This is a genomic window from Puniceibacterium antarcticum (genome assembly GCF_002760615.1).
GTDB classification, from domain to species: Bacteria; Pseudomonadota; Alphaproteobacteria; order Rhodobacterales; family Rhodobacteraceae; genus Puniceibacterium; species Puniceibacterium antarcticum.
In genome coordinates this window covers 37,645-51,185 of the sequence record NZ_AWWI01000164.1, presented here as the reverse complement: position 1 = coordinate 51,185, position 13,541 = coordinate 37,645, and the positions used below count along the sequence as shown (strand labels likewise).

Below are 13,541 nucleotides of genomic sequence, written 5' to 3'. Positions count from 1 at the left end.
ATCGACGTGCCAGGATGACCGGCGCGTGCATCGGACTGTTCCAGACACCCCGGCACGCGGGGGATCGGGAAGGGTCCGCTTGGCGGAACAAAAGCAGGGCCAGCGCGGCACATGGCTGCGCTGGCCCTGATCTCACAAAGGCTCAGCCGCCCTTTTGGTCATAGGCCGTGCCCCAGCCCCATGCGCCCGATCCAAAACCGCGCGCCACGACGCGTTCGCGGTAGATCGATGACACGACATCGCCGTCACCGGCGAGCAGGGCCTTTGTCGAACACATCTCGGCGCAGATCGGCAGCTTGCCTTCCGCGATCCGGTTGCGACCGTACTTCTGGAATTCGGCTTGGGAGTTGTCCTCTTCCGGACCGCCCGAACAGAAGGTGCATTTGTCCATCTTGCCGCGCGAACCAAAGTTGCCGGCCTGCGGATATTGCGGCGCGCCGAACGGGCAGGCGTAAAAGCAATAGCCGCAGCCGATGCACAGATCCTTGGAATGCAGAACGATGCCTTCCTCATTCTGGTAAAAACAATCCACCGGGCAGACGGCCATGCAGGGCGCGTCCGAACAATGCATGCAGGCGACCGAGATCGAACGCTCGCCGGGCGAGCCATCATTTATCGTGACCACCTTGCGGCGGTTGATGCCCCAGGGCACCTCGTGTTCGTTCTTGCAGGCTGTGACGCAGGCGTTGCATTCGATGCAGCGTTCGGCGTCGCAGAGAAATTTAGCTCGTGCCATGGTTCAAATCTTCCTTATGCTGCTTCGATTCTGCACAGAGTCGCCTTGGTCTCCTGCATCTGTGTCACGCTGTCATAGCCATAGGTCTGTGCGGTGTTGGTGGATTCCCCCAACACGTAAGGATCAGCGCCCTCTGGATATTTCGACCTCAGGTCCTCCCCCTGCGAGAAGCCGCCAAAGTGGAAGGGCATGAAGGCGACGCCGCTGCCCACACGTTCGGTGACCATCGCCATCACCTTGATCTTGCCGCCCTCAGGTCCATAGACCCAGACCATGGCCCCGTCGCGCACACCGGCATTGTTGGCGTCGCGCGGGTTTATCTCGATGAACATGTCCTGCTGCAGTTCAGCAAGCCAGGGGTTCGACCGGGTCTCGTCCCCGCCGCCCTCATATTCGACCAGACGGCCAGAGGTGAGGATGGTCGGGAAGTCCTTGGAAAAGTCGTTCTTCTGGATCGAGGCGTACATGGTCGGCACGCGCCAGAACTTCTTGTCCTCATAGGTCGGATAATCTGCCACCAGATCGCGCCGGTTGGAATAAAGCGGCTCGCGGTGCAGCGGGACCGGATCGGGGAAGGTCCAGACCACGGCGCGGGCTTTGGCATTGCCATAAGGCGCGCAGCCATGTTTGATCGCAACACGCTGGATGCCGCCCGAAAGATCGGTCTTCCAGTTGATACCACCGACCTGCCCGGCATAATCCGACTTCATCTCACCGGTCTGCGATGTCTCGCCGACTTCCTGGGTGCCATCGCCCGCGTTTTCGGGGGCAGTGTACCCTGCGACCTTTTCGATGCTCGCACGCTCCTCGGCGGTCAGATCACCGTCCCAACCCAGATCCATCAGCATCTGCATGCTGAACTCGGGATAGCCGTCCTCGATCTCTGATCCGACAGGATAGACGCCCTCGGCCAGCAGGTTGTCGCCATTGCGCTCCACACCGTAACGCGCGCGGAAGCCCATGCCACCCTGTGCCACTGGTAGCGACATATCATAAAGGTTGGCCGACCCGGGATGGTTCATCTCGGGTGTGCCCCAGCAGGGCCACGGCATGCCGTAGAAATCGCCATCGGCCGGGCCACCATTGGCGCGCAGCGTGGTGCGGTCAAAGGTGTGCTGGTTTTGCATATGCTTGCGCATCCGCTCGGGTGACTGCGCGGTATAACCGACCGTCCACATGCCGCGGTTGAACTCGCGGGTGATGTCCTCGATCAGCGGCTCGTTGCCATTTATCGTGATGTTCTTGAACATGCGGTCGGTGAAGCCGAACTTGTCCGCGAACAGCTTGATGATCTCGTGGTCCACCTTGCTTTCAAACAGCGGCTCGACCACCTTTTCGCGCCACTGGAGCGACCGGTTGGATGCCGTCACAGAGCCGTAGGTTTCGAACTGCGTCGTGGCGGGCAGCAGATACAACCCATCTGTGCGGTCCTGCATGATGGCCGACACAGTGGGGTGGGGATCAACCACAACCATCAGGTCGAGCTTTTCCATCGCCGTCTTCATCTCGGGCAGGCGGGTCTGCGAATTGGGCGCATGGCCCCATAGAACCATCGCCCGGGTATTGTCCGGCTGGTCGATGTTTTCGCGGTCTTCAAGCACACTGTCGATCCAGCGGGACACGGGAATCCCCGTCTCCTCCATCATCAGCCGGTCCTTGCCGCCCTCTCCGGCGCCCGGCATGACGGAAAAACGACCCTTGAGCCAGTCCAGGTCTTCTTCCCAGACGCGCGCCCAGTGGGCCCAGCTTCCCGGTGCCAGGCCGTAATAACCCGGCAGGGTGTCGGCCAGAACGCCAAGGTCGGTCGCACCCTGCACATTGTCATGGCCGCGAAAGATGTTGGTGCCGCCGCCGGCGGTGCCCATGTTCCCCAGCGCCAGCTGCAGGATGCAATAGGCGCGGGTGTTGTTGTTGCCGTTGGTGTGCTGCGTGCCGCCCATGCACCAGATCAGGGTGCCGGGACGGTTGTTCACAAGGGTGCGCGCCACGCGCTCAAGCTGCGCTGCGGGGGCCTCGGTGACGCGCTCGACCTCTTCGGGGGTCCATTTGGCAACTTCTTCGCGGATCTGATCCATGCCCCAGACACGGGTGCGGATGAACTCCTTGTCCTCCCAGCCGTTCTCGAAAATGTGCCACAGGATGCCCCAGACCAGCGCCACGTCCGAACCGGGCCGGAAGCGGACATATTCATCCGCATGGGCGGCGGTGCGGGTAAAGCGCGGATCACACACGATCAACGGCGCGTTGTTCTGCTCTTTCGCCTTCAGCAGGTGCAGCAGCGACACGGGATGCGCCTCTGCCGGGTTGCCGCCGATGATGAAGATCGCCTTGGAGTTGTGGATGTCGTTGTAGCTGTTCGTCATGGCGCCGTAGCCCCATGTGTTCGCAACACCCGCAACGGTGGTCGAATGGCAGATGCGCGCCTGATGGTCGACGTTGTTGGTGCCCCAGTAGGCGGCAAATTTGCGGAACAGATAGGCCTGTTCGTTGCTGTGCTTGGCAGAGCCAAGCCAGTAGACCGAATCCGGACCACTTTCGTCGCGGATCGACAGCATCTTGTCGCCGATTTCGTTGATTGCCTGATCCCAGGAAATCTTGACCCAGTCGCCGCCGACTTTCTTCATCGGGTATTTCAGGCGTCGTTCGCCATGGGCCAGCTCGCGCACCGATGCGCCCTTGGCACAATGCGCGCCGAGGTTGAAGGGGCTGTCCCAGCCAGGTTCCTGCCCGGTCCAGACGCCGTTTTCAACTTCTGCCATAACGGTACAGCCGACGGAACAGTGCGTGCAGACAGTCTTGACGGTTTTGATCGCGCCGTTCACGGCGGTCTCGGCGGTCGCCTGCGTCACCGATCCGGCGGTGGCGGCGATGGCGGCAAGGCCCCCGATGGCAAGGCCGGAGCCGCGCAGAAACGCGCGGCGGTCAACCGACGATCCGGCAATGTCGGACAGGATGCCGGTGCGCTGGGACCGACGTGCCACCCCATTTGTTTTTTTTCTCAGCATATTACGCTCCCTTGCTGCCCGACACAGCCGTCAGGTTTGGCTTGGTAAGCCAGCGGCGTGCCCGCGGTCTGGCGATGGATCATTGGGCGTCCGGTGTGTTCAGAACCGGGCGCTGTCGAAATAGGCGCGAGTGTGCGCAGTGTCCTGCATCTTGCCATCCGCCGGGGCAGGGGCCGCTTCGGCCTCTGTGCCGCTGACAGCCACGGCCACAACCGCCGCCGGACCCGCCGTACCGGCCAGTTTCAGAAAATCGCGCCGGCTTTTCGCCGTCTCGTCTTTCTTGGACATGATTTGTCTCCCTGTGGTGTTGAACGACCCACGGGTGGATCGCTTTGTCTCAGGACGGGGTGCGCCCGCCGCAGGTTGCCGGATTGCTCCGGCCAATTTTTGCGCCTCAGGCAGAGCCGAGCCGGAAGGACTCGCGCTCGATCTCCATGAACGCCCGGCCGACAGATCCGACCGCGCTGTACAGCATCGCGGATTTCGCCTTTTCCAGATCGGCAAAGAAATGCCCGGCCCATGGCGCCACATGCCGGTTGAAAAAGACGCGTTGATCCGACAGCGTCGCAGGCGCGCCAAAGCGCCCCACGATCAGCCCGGCCATCACTTCCATCATCGTGGCGATGTTGTCCTCGGGTTCGTAAACATTTGGTGCACGGCTGATGCGCCGTGCCGCCAGATCATTGCGCAGGATCGACAGCGGTTTTTCGTTCAGGAACCCGGTCAGGTAATAGCTGGCATAGGGCAGCAGTTCGCCCCGGCCCAGCCCGATGAACAGGGCGTTGAATTCGCGGGTCACACCCTTCGGCGTGGCACTGCGCGCGCAATCTGCCAGCCGCGCTATGGCACGCCCCAGATCCGTCTCATCCCCGGTCAGGCCCGCAGTTTGCGACAGCAGCCCTGCATCCGCAGGCCCGGCCAGAAGCACGCCCATAAAATTGTAAAGATCGGCGCGCAGCCGATCTTCGGGGGTGATTTCTATGGTCGCGGCGGCGGGGCTGATCATTTATTCTCCGTCTCAAAGGTGAATCGCATACGGCGCTGCGGCACCGGATCCCCTTCATATGGCTCACTTTTCTCATCATTTTCCGACGTCAACACTACGACCTTGGTCGTAGATGCAGGTGCAGCATCGGGAATTTCCTGCGCAATGTCCCGCATGACTGCATTTTCTACGCTCAGCGCCGCCTCTTCCGGAATTTCCGCGCTTTCAGACGCAACTTTATCTGCTTCTGCCCGGGCCAGCGCCTCGACGTGACGCAGCAACCCCTTGCCAACCTGATAGGATGTCTTAACCCCCGGCGCGTCGGTTGCTGCATTGCTAAAGTCGCCGTCATAGTCGTTCAGGCCGTCCAGAACGGCCAGCACCGGGTTCAGCCGCCACAGCCGCCGCAGGGCACGCCGCCGCAGATGTTCGGGAATCGCCTTGTGCATGAAACCCGCGATATCCTGACCGGGGATCAGATCGTCCGGGTCGGGCAGGTTGAAGTCGGCGAGGATCTCGGCATCCGACTTCTCGGCCTGTTCTGCCGCCAGCCGGGCGGCCTCGGCCTCCTCTGCCGCAACCTCCCCTGCGCGGACCTCGGCGGCCTCTTCTTCGGCCACGCGGGCGCGCCGACGGCTCCAGAAGCCGCCTTCCGTGTCGCGGTTTGCGGAACCGCCTTCGGTCTCTCGGCTCATATCTCGTCTTTCTTGCGCAGGGATCCGGGGGCGCGGTAGACATCGCTTGCCTGTGAAATACGGGCATCGCCGATGCCGTCTTCCTTTTCTTCTTCCTTATACGGGCGCCGCTTGCGTTTGACGAAGGCCTCTTCGATGTAATGCGCCTGCGTATAGGCGCCGACCCAGGACAGCAGCCCCTCGGGCATCACCACACGTTCGACGATCTCATCGCCGCTTTCCGCATAGAGCTGCGCTTCGTGCGGCGAGGCGGTGACCAGATGCACGTGATAGGGCCAAGTCGCCCCATGTGGCGCCGCGCGCAAGATCACATAAACCGACGGTTCCGCCTGCGACAGTGCGACCTTGTAGGCCTCGGCCTCACCGCGATACAGGGTCAGCGGCACTGTCGCGGCGTGATACTCCACCGTTTGACCAACCTCGCGCAATGTCTTCCATTCGGCCGCTGGCGCGCCGGGCAGAACGGCGACCGGCGTCCAGACCCATTTCGCCCATCGGGTGACTCCGGGGCGACGCTGAATCACCACACCAATCGGCATGCTGATGCTTTTCTGGTCCTGAAGGTACACGGCTTCTCCCTTGCGTGGCAGGGGGCGGCGCTTGTGCCCGGCCCCGGGCTTCGGTATTCGCGGGACTATATTTTCGGAAAGCATAGGTTTCTGGGGGCGCTTTGTCCATGTCCCGACACCGGGTCAGGCAAGGGGCGCGCGGTCCTGCCAAAGGAGAGAGACATGGGGAAAACGCTGCTGCTGTGTGATTGTCTGGGCAGCCAGACGGTCGATGCCGACACCATCGGCAAGGCGACGGGGCTGAGCTGTTCAAAGGTTTACACCGGCCTGTGCCAACATCAGTCCGAACAGGCCGCAGCCGCGCTGATGGCGGGCGATGTGCTTGTCGCCTGTCAGCAGGAACGCCCATATTTCGAGGCCTTAGCCGAGGAGTTGGGGGCGGAGACGCCCGGTTTCGTCGATCTGCGCGACCGCGCCGGCTGGTCCGAAAAGGGCACAACCCCTGCGCCCAAGATGGCCGCGCTGGCCGCCGAGGCAGCGTTGACCCTGCCTGCCGCGCGCTCGCTTGATATCGTCTCCGAAGGCACCTGCCTGATCCTGGGCGCGGGGGATGTCGCCTTTGCTGCCGCCACACGTCTTTGTGATCATCTGGCCGTGACCGTGCTGCAGACGGATTTGGATGATCTGCCCGTGGACCGGCGTTTTGACGTGATCCGGGGATATCTGGGGCGGGCCCAAGGCGCGCTGGGCGGCTTCCATCTGCGCATCGACGCCTTTCAGCAGCTCCTGCCCGGCGGGCGCGGCGCGTTTTCTTTCACCGATCCGCGCGACGGTGCGCTGTCCGAATGTGACATCATCCTCGACCTCACCGGCAACACGCCCCTCTTCCCCGCGCCCCAAAAGCGCGAAGGTTACCTGCGCGCCGATCCGCGCCAGCCCGTCGCTGTAGCGGAGGCCTCAGCCGAGGCGGCGCAGATGGTCGGCACTTTCGAAAAGCCGCTTTACGTGCGGCTTGAGGAATCGCTTTGCGCCCATTCCCGCGCCGAACAGACCGGCTGTTCGAAATGCCTCAACATCTGCCCCACCGGCGCAATCACCTCGGCGGGGGACCATGTTGCGATTGATCCGATGATCTGCGCGGGCTGCGGGGCGTGTTCCGCCATCTGCCCCTCGGGTGCGATCAGCTATGACGCGCCGCCGGTGTCCTCGGTCTTTCGCCGTCTCGACACGCTGTCGGGCACCTACCGCCGCGCCGGGGGCCATGATCCGCGCCTGCTGGTGCATGACGCCGACGGGGCCGAAATGATCCGCCTTTCCGCCCGCTTCGGCCGCGGCCTGCCTGCGGATGTGATCCCGCTGGAAATCGACGCGCTGGCCGGTTTTGGCCATGCAGAGATGATGGCCGCCCTGTCCTGCGGTTTTGCCTCTGTCGATATCCTGCTCGCCCCCCGCACCGAACGTGACACGCCAGAGGGCGAAGCCGCGCTCGCCAATGCCCTTAGTGGGCGAGAGGCAGTTGCGCTGCTCGATATGCGTGACCCCGACGCCCTGTCAGATCATCTTTACGCCGCCGCGCGGGCAGGGGCCGTTGTCACCCCCGTCCTGCCCATCGGCACCCGCCGTCAGGTCACTCGCGTCGCCGCCAAGGCGCTGAACCCTCAGGGCGGCACCCTGCCACTGCCCGCAGGCGCGCCCTACGGTGCTGTTTTGGTGAACAAAGACGCCTGCACCCTCTGCCTTTCCTGCGTCTCGCTTTGCCCCTCGGGCGCGCTGGGCGACAATGAGGACAAGCCGCAACTGCTGTTTCAGGAAGACGCCTGCCTGCAATGCGGCATCTGTGCGACGATCTGCCCGGAAAAGGCGATCGAACTGCTCCCCCAGATGGATCTCAGCGATTCCGCCCTGTCCCAGCGTGTCCTGAACGAAGAAGACCCCTTTGCCTGTATCGACTGCGGCGCGCTGTTCGGTGTGAAATCCACGGTCGAAAAGGTGGTGGAAAAGCTGGCCGGCAAACACGCGATGTTCGCCAATGAAAAGACCGCCCGCATGATCCAGATGTGTGACACCTGCCGCATCAAGGCGCAGTATCACTCGGACGACAACCCCTTTGCCATGGGCACCCCGCGCCGTGTGCGCACCAGCGACGACTACCGCACCGACGGCCCGCCCAAGCGCAGGGATCACTGAGGGGCCGCATTCCCAGCCAGATGGCGGGACAGAACGGATATTTGCAGAAAGCCTTCAGCTTTGCCGCTGCTTGAGAAGGGATCATGGCATGACGATCACACAGCAGGAAGATCTGGACGGCCTCAGGGACATCGGCCGGATTGTCGCCAACACCATGCACGCCATGGCCAAGGCGATGGAACCCGGCATGACGACGGGTGAGCTGGACGAAATCGGGCGGAAATGGCTCGAACGGCACGGTGCTGTGTCAGCCCCGCAATCGGCTTATGATTTTCCGGGGGCAACCTGCATCAGTGTGAACGAGGAAATCGCCCACGGCATTCCGGGCGATCGCATCATTGCGTTGGCGGATCTGGTCAATATCGACGTTTCTGCCTCGAAAAACGGATATTTTGCCGACACCGGGGCGACATTCCGCGTCTCGGCTGTGCGCCCCTCGCTGGACAGGCTCTGCCACGACGGCAAGCGCGCCATGCAGATCGGGATCGCGCAGGTCGGTGCTGGAAAGCCTCTGGCAGGGATCGGCACGGCCATCGGGCGCTTTGCTGCGGATCGCGGTTATACGCTGATCCGCAACCTGGCGAGCCATGGCGTGGGGCGGTCCTTGCATGAATATCCAGAGGAAATCCCAACCTGGCCGACGCGCAGTGAAAAGCGCCGGATCAACAAGGGGCTTGTGCTGACTGTAGAGCCTTTCCTGTCCAAAGGCGGGCTCTTGGCTGCCGATGGCACGGACGGCTGGACGCTCTACAGCGAACCCGCCGCCCCTGTCGTGCAGTACGAGCATACGGTGGTCGCAACGGACCGGGGCGCTATTGTCGTGACCATGCCAGGCTGATGGGCCAGGCTGATGTGCCAGGCTGATGGGTCAGGTCTCCCGCCAGAATGTGTGACTTGCAAGCCCAGAAGGCCTCGCCTACACCCAACACTGCTTCACAGGACCCAAGGGAGGGATCGGATGAGCGAAGATTTCAACATGTCGATGCGCAAGTTTCTCAAACAGGTTGGCGTCACCAGCCAGCAGGCCATCGAAGAGGCCATGCGCAACATGCCCGACACCGAAGGCAAGACGTTCGAGGCCAAGATGGTCCTGACGGTTGATGGTCTCGACCTCGAACATGTCGTGACCGGCAAGATCCAGGGATAAGACCACAGTGACATTGACACGCGACGCGGTTCTGACCGCGCTGAAATCCGTGAAAGACCCCGTTTCAGGCGATGACATCGTCACCGCCGGTCTGGTCAAGGCCCTGACGGTCGAAGCCGCCACCGTGCGTTTCGTCTTTGAGGTGCCGGGGGAGAGGGCGCAGGCCTATACCCCCGTGCGCCAACAGGCCGAAGATCTGGTCAAAACGCTGGACGGCGCCAAGAACGTCTCGGTTGTGATGACCGCCCATTCGGCCAAGGCACCGCCGCCGGATCTCAAGGGCTCGGGCCATTCCCATGCGCCCAAACCGCTGCAGGGCGGGCCGGAAAAGATCCCCGGGGTGGACCGTATCATCGCGATTGCCTCCGGCAAGGGCGGCGTGGGCAAATCCACCGTCTCGGCCAACCTTGCCTGTGCGCTGGCGGCCGAGGGTCGCCGCGTCGGCCTGCTGGATGCGGATGTCTACGGGCCGTCGCAGCCCCGGATGCTGGGCGTCAGCGGACGGCCCGCGTCGCCCGATGGCAAAACGATTCTGCCGATGCGCAACTTTGGCGTGACGATGATGTCCATGGGCCTGATGACCAACGAAGGTCAGGCGGTTGTCTGGCGCGGTCCGATGCTGATGGGCGCGCTGCAGCAGATGATGATGCAGGTGCAATGGGGCGCGCTGGATGTGCTGCTGGTCGATCTGCCGCCCGGCACCGGCGATGTGCAGATGACTCTGGCGCAAAAGGCGCAAGTGGACGGTGCCATCGTGGTCAGCACGCCGCAGGATGTGGCCCTGCTGGATGCGCGCAAGGGCATCGACATGTTCAACCAGATGAAGGTGCCAATCTTTGGCCTGATCGAGAACATGAGCACGCATATCTGTTCGAACTGCGGGCACGAGGAACATATCTTTGGCCACGGCGGTGTCGCGGCAGAGGCGGCGAAAATGGGCGTGCCGCTGCTGGCCGAAATCCCGCTGCACCTCGACATCCGCGTTGCCTCGGACGGCGGCGCGCCCATCGTGGTGTCCAAACCCGACAGCGCGCAGGCCCAGAGCTTTCGCGATCTCGCCCGCCGCCTGATCGCAGAGGGCCGCGCATGATGCGCCCCCCGCAATTTCCGCCGCTGCTGAGCGGTCTGAATGTTGCGGGGCGCGACCCCTTTGCTGCGGCGCGCCAGACCGCTGCGCAGGGCTGCGATGCCGGTCTGATCCTCTATGATCTGTCCGGCGATCTGCGTGCGGCCCTGATCTGCGCCCCCGAGGTGCCGCTGGCACAGGCGGTCGCGATGCTGCCGCTCTGCGGTGTCGGGGTGCAGAACGCGCTGGGCGCGCTTGCCCCGCCCGAGGTGCCGGTGCATCTGGACTGGAACGGCGCGATCCGCGTCAACGGCGGGCGCTGCGGGGCCTTGCACATTGCCGCCTCGACCCATGAGCCCGATCAGATCCCCGACTGGCTGGTGGTGGGCGTCACCCTGCAGTTTGAGGCGACCACGCAGGACACCGGCGACACCCCGGATGAAACCGCGCTTTATAGCGAAGGCTGCGGTGATCTGCGGCCTCAGGACCTGCTGGAATCCTGGGCGCGCCACACGCTCACCGGCCTGCACCGCTGGGAAGAGGACGGCATGCCGCCGCTGCACCGCGACTGGGCCGGGTTGCTGCACGGTATCGGCCAGCCAATCACCCAGTCGGGCCAGACCGGCACCTTCCTTGGCGTGGATGAAAACCTTGGTATGCTGCTGAAATCCGGGGACACCACGCATCTGATCCCGCTCACCACTCTGCTGGAGGCCTGAGACATGAAACTCGCCCGCGCGATCCATTTCGACGAAAGCGACACCCGCGTCTTTCACAGCCCGGCGCGCACCGGCGAATGGTGCATCTCGGGCGGATTCGAGTTTTCCAACTGGAGCGAAGGTGATCTATTTGGCAAGGCGCGGCAGGCGTTTTCCAACGGCTGGCTCGGGATCGAAACCTATGGCCGCGTCAGCTTTGTCGCGGTGACCCAGTTGGAAGCGGTCGAACGCGAGACGCTGATCACCGCGCTCGCCCAGCATTTTGTCGACACCTACGGCGCGCCGTCACTGGACATCGCCCGCCCCGTCGCCACAGAAGAAATCGACCAGATGATTGCCCTCTGCGACGACCACAACGCCAACACGCTGCTCACCGTCGCGCGCGAGCTGACGGATGTCGGCGTGCACGAAAGCTTTCGCGTGATCGAGGCGCAGGAGGCTGACATCCTGCAATTTGCCATCCACGGCTCCCTCGACGAATAATTTCCCCAAACCGTCGGCCTCTCCCCGCCTTCATCTGCCCCCAAATATCCCGGGGAGCGTGAGGGGCTGGCCCCTCACTGCGGCGCGCGCCCCCAGCGCATCCCTCACCGCCGCAGCACCCCGGCCCGGGGCGCTTCCCGTTCCGACGCGCCGCCCTGTGGCAGGCACTGTCGGCCCGCACCGTCCCCTGACGGGCTCAGGTTTCTACTGCCTTAGCGCGAATGACAGACCTCGCCCCCTCTTCAAAGCCAAGCGGACAGGCCCTGTTTGCGTTTTTTTCACGCGGCCGGGTTAACTCACGAAAAGAGTTCGCAGAAATCTGCGGCGGACTGTCGCCCATTTTACGTTTGGGGCATCACGATCCGTTTACTCTAGGTTGAAAATTTCGTGCGCCCTGCACTCAAGTCAGGAAGCGGCGACACTTCAGGGGGAATTGTCATGCCTGGCAGCACTGGTATCCGACCATCGCCGTTTACCCTGGTCAGCGGTGGCCAGTCCGGGCCCGACTCCGCGCGGCCCAAACGCCTGCAGGGGCGCGTCATCCGCCGCCGCCCGGTGCTGACGTCGGATGCGCTGGCCTGCGAGATGGCGCAGATCTATGCGCTGACACTCCTGCGCGACATTCCCTTTGCCGATCTTCTTGACCCCCAGCGCGATGTCAGGATCGATGCGGACACCCGTTTCACCCTGCATGATCTGCAGACCCAGCTTTGTCAGCTGCCGTGGCCCTCCGGCCAGCACGTCCCCCAGTCTGCTGAAAGCTCTCTTCTGGATTTGCTTGCGCTGTGCATTCCGGGTGAGGCTGATCATCCTGCGCCATCCGCGATGCCGCCGGATGATCGGCCCCAATCCCCGCCGCAGACCGCTTTCGGCTCCATTCTTTCGGCCTTTTTCCACAGCGCTCCACCACGGGCCGCTGGTCCCACGGGCGGTGATCTTTGTGTGCCGGGCATCGCCGATCCCCGCGCTGACGATTCGATGTCCTACTGGCTGCGCTGGATCGAGGCGTGCTGTGGCGCAAAGCTGCCCCTTCCGGATCGTCCTGACCCCAGCCGCCAACGGCTGCACACCCCACGCGATCTGGCGTTTCAGGTGCACAACCGCCATTCCTGTCAGGTCTATTTCTCGACCGCGCTGCAACTTCTGTCCCAGGGTGCACCAGCCGACAGTGGCGCGCTGCCGGTTCAGCGCGGCCGTGTCTGGAGCGCACAGCGGGTGCTGACGCTGATGCTGAACGGCGCGCGCAGTGCTGACAGCGTCCGCCTCGGTCTGTCGCGGGGGGGGCGCTTTGCCCGCCCCGGCGTGGTGGCCGCCCGCTGGACACTGATCGCCGCAGGCGAAGATCAGCGCGCCGGACCCGAAACCGCGCTGGAACGGGCGGCGCTCGACCGGCTCCGGGCCTCTGCGCCGCGGCTGCTGCACTGGATCACGCAGCTCAACCGCGTCGTGGGCACCGGCACTTGTGCTCTTCCCGACGCCAAAGGCGGCGCGGTCGACGGGTGGAGCCCGGTCGCCTTCCGCGAAAACCTCATGCTGCCCCGGCTGGATCAGGCCGGTGCTGCCCTTTGCCCGGCGCTGGGCGTGGGCAAGGCGGTGCTGGCCGGCGTGCAGGTCACCCTGCTCAAGGCGCTCTTTGCCGCCACCTGCGATGATACCGGGGCCACGCTGTCACACCGTCACACCCTGACGTACCAGCTGGATCGCCTCGCCGCCAATATGGTGCTGGGGCGCAGCATCGCGGGCGGCTTTTATGGTGTCGAGAATCGTAATGGCTTGCTGCATGGGCAAAGCCTCGCCCTGTCGCTGCTGCGAGATTCGCTCGAAGATGACGGACTGCCCGCGATCCTGGGCCTGCGCAACTTTGACGGCCAGCAGGTGGTTCTGCAGGCACGCCGCAGCGCTCCGGGGGCGGTCCGGGTCAGCCTGCAGTTGGACGGCGCTTATGCGCGCTGGCCGGTGGACGGCGACTGCCCCTCTCCCTTCCTGCAACCGGTGGCCTGAGAGGGCCG

13 protein-coding genes are annotated in these 13,541 nt (G+C 63.7%); 7 read left to right on the top strand and 6 right to left on the bottom strand.

The genetic code is table 11. The features are described 5' to 3' along the window. Positions 1–142: 142 nt before the first annotated feature. From fdh3B to P775_RS22930, 6 genes are all read right to left on the bottom strand, one after another. Positions 143–736 (bottom strand): formate dehydrogenase FDH3 subunit beta, encoded by a 594-nt coding sequence (gene fdh3B / locus P775_RS22955; RefSeq protein WP_099913165.1) that lies wholly within the window; start codon positions 734–736, stop codon positions 143–145. A 14-nt stretch (positions 737–750) separates the two neighbouring features. Beyond that, positions 751–3,741 (bottom strand): formate dehydrogenase subunit alpha, encoded by a 2,991-nt coding sequence (locus P775_RS22950; protein ID WP_099913164.1) that lies wholly within the window; start codon positions 3,739–3,741, stop codon positions 751–753. A gap of 99 nt (positions 3,742–3,840) precedes the next feature. Continuing rightward, positions 3,841–4,029, bottom strand: coding sequence for a ubiquinol-cytochrome c reductase iron-sulfur subunit N-terminal domain-containing protein (locus P775_RS22945; protein WP_099913163.1), 189 nt, complete (start codon positions 4,027–4,029; stop codon positions 3,841–3,843). 106 nt (positions 4,030–4,135) lie between these two features. Continuing rightward, positions 4,136–4,747 carry a TorD/DmsD family molecular chaperone gene (locus P775_RS22940; protein WP_180287548.1) on the bottom strand — a complete coding sequence of 204 codons (612 nt, stop codon included), beginning with the start codon at positions 4,745–4,747 and terminating at the stop codon, positions 4,136–4,138. Further along, a complete protein-coding gene (locus P775_RS22935; protein ID WP_099913162.1) occupies positions 4,744–5,421 on the bottom strand; it encodes a DUF3306 domain-containing protein in 678 nt (225 codons plus the stop codon). Before P775_RS22935 ends, P775_RS22940 begins: the two co-directional genes overlap by 4 nt. Next, the gene (locus P775_RS22930) at positions 5,418–5,990 is read right to left on the bottom strand and encodes a DUF3305 domain-containing protein (protein ID WP_342749687.1); all 573 of its coding nucleotides are present in this window, start codon (positions 5,988–5,990) and stop codon (positions 5,418–5,420) included. Before P775_RS22930 ends, P775_RS22935 begins: the two co-directional genes overlap by 4 nt. Before the next feature lie 162 nt (positions 5,991–6,152). Between P775_RS22930 and P775_RS22925 the strand changes: the two genes are divergently transcribed. From P775_RS22925 to P775_RS22895, 7 genes are all read left to right on the top strand, one after another. Continuing rightward, positions 6,153–8,117, top strand: coding sequence for a 4Fe-4S binding protein (locus P775_RS22925; RefSeq protein WP_099913161.1), 1,965 nt, complete (start codon positions 6,153–6,155; stop codon positions 8,115–8,117). Positions 8,118–8,205: 88 nt separating this feature from the next. Continuing rightward, positions 8,206–8,955: a type I methionyl aminopeptidase gene (gene map, locus P775_RS22920; RefSeq protein WP_099913160.1), complete on the top strand. Its 750-nt coding sequence runs from the start codon at positions 8,206–8,208 to the stop codon at positions 8,953–8,955. 120 nt (positions 8,956–9,075) lie between these two features. Next, positions 9,076–9,264 carry a DUF6494 family protein gene (locus P775_RS22915; RefSeq protein ID WP_099913159.1) on the top strand — a complete coding sequence of 63 codons (189 nt, stop codon included), beginning with the start codon at positions 9,076–9,078 and terminating at the stop codon, positions 9,262–9,264. Between the two features lie 7 nt (positions 9,265–9,271). After that, the gene (locus P775_RS22910; RefSeq protein ID WP_099913158.1) at positions 9,272–10,354 is read left to right on the top strand and encodes an Mrp/NBP35 family ATP-binding protein; all 1,083 of its coding nucleotides are present in this window, start codon (positions 9,272–9,274) and stop codon (positions 10,352–10,354) included. Beyond that, the gene (locus P775_RS22905) at positions 10,354–11,049 is read left to right on the top strand and encodes a biotin/lipoate--protein ligase family protein (RefSeq protein WP_099913180.1); all 696 of its coding nucleotides are present in this window, start codon (positions 10,354–10,356) and stop codon (positions 11,047–11,049) included. The genes P775_RS22910 and P775_RS22905 overlap by 1 nt, the downstream gene beginning before the upstream one ends. Positions 11,050–11,052: 3 nt before the next feature. Beyond that, positions 11,053–11,532, top strand: coding sequence for a DUF6505 family protein (locus P775_RS22900; protein ID WP_099913157.1), 480 nt, complete (start codon positions 11,053–11,055; stop codon positions 11,530–11,532). A gap of 438 nt (positions 11,533–11,970) precedes the next feature. Continuing rightward, positions 11,971–13,533 carry a hypothetical protein gene (locus tag P775_RS22895; RefSeq protein WP_099913156.1) on the top strand — a complete coding sequence of 521 codons (1,563 nt, stop codon included), beginning with the start codon at positions 11,971–11,973 and terminating at the stop codon, positions 13,531–13,533. Positions 13,534–13,541 lie beyond the last annotated feature (8 nt).

What these genes read in the sequence shown, in the direction of transcription:
- fdh3B (WP_099913165.1), bottom strand. Translation starts at nt 736, where the DNA reads ATGGCACGAGCTAAATTTCTCTGCGACGCCGAACGCTGCATCGAATGC.
- P775_RS22950 (WP_099913164.1), bottom strand. Translation starts at nt 3,741, where the DNA reads ATGCTGAGAAAAAAAACAAATGGGGTGGCACGTCGGTCCCAGCGCACC.
- P775_RS22945 (WP_099913163.1), bottom strand. Translation starts at nt 4,029, where the DNA reads ATGTCCAAGAAAGACGAGACGGCGAAAAGCCGGCGCGATTTTCTGAAA.
- P775_RS22940 (WP_180287548.1), bottom strand. Translation starts at nt 4,747, where the DNA reads ATGATCAGCCCCGCCGCCGCGACCATAGAAATCACCCCCGAAGATCGG.
- P775_RS22935 (WP_099913162.1), bottom strand. Translation starts at nt 5,421, where the DNA reads ATGAGCCGAGAGACCGAAGGCGGTTCCGCAAACCGCGACACGGAAGGC.
- P775_RS22925 (WP_099913161.1), top strand. Translation starts at nt 6,153, where the DNA reads ATGGGGAAAACGCTGCTGCTGTGTGATTGTCTGGGCAGCCAGACGGTC.
- map (WP_099913160.1), top strand. Translation starts at nt 8,206, where the DNA reads ATGACGATCACACAGCAGGAAGATCTGGACGGCCTCAGGGACATCGGC.
- P775_RS22915 (WP_099913159.1), top strand. Translation starts at nt 9,076, where the DNA reads ATGAGCGAAGATTTCAACATGTCGATGCGCAAGTTTCTCAAACAGGTT.
- P775_RS22905 (WP_099913180.1), top strand. Translation starts at nt 10,354, where the DNA reads ATGCGCCCCCCGCAATTTCCGCCGCTGCTGAGCGGTCTGAATGTTGCG.
- P775_RS22900 (WP_099913157.1), top strand. Translation starts at nt 11,053, where the DNA reads ATGAAACTCGCCCGCGCGATCCATTTCGACGAAAGCGACACCCGCGTC.
- P775_RS22895 (WP_099913156.1), top strand. Translation starts at nt 11,971, where the DNA reads ATGCCTGGCAGCACTGGTATCCGACCATCGCCGTTTACCCTGGTCAGC.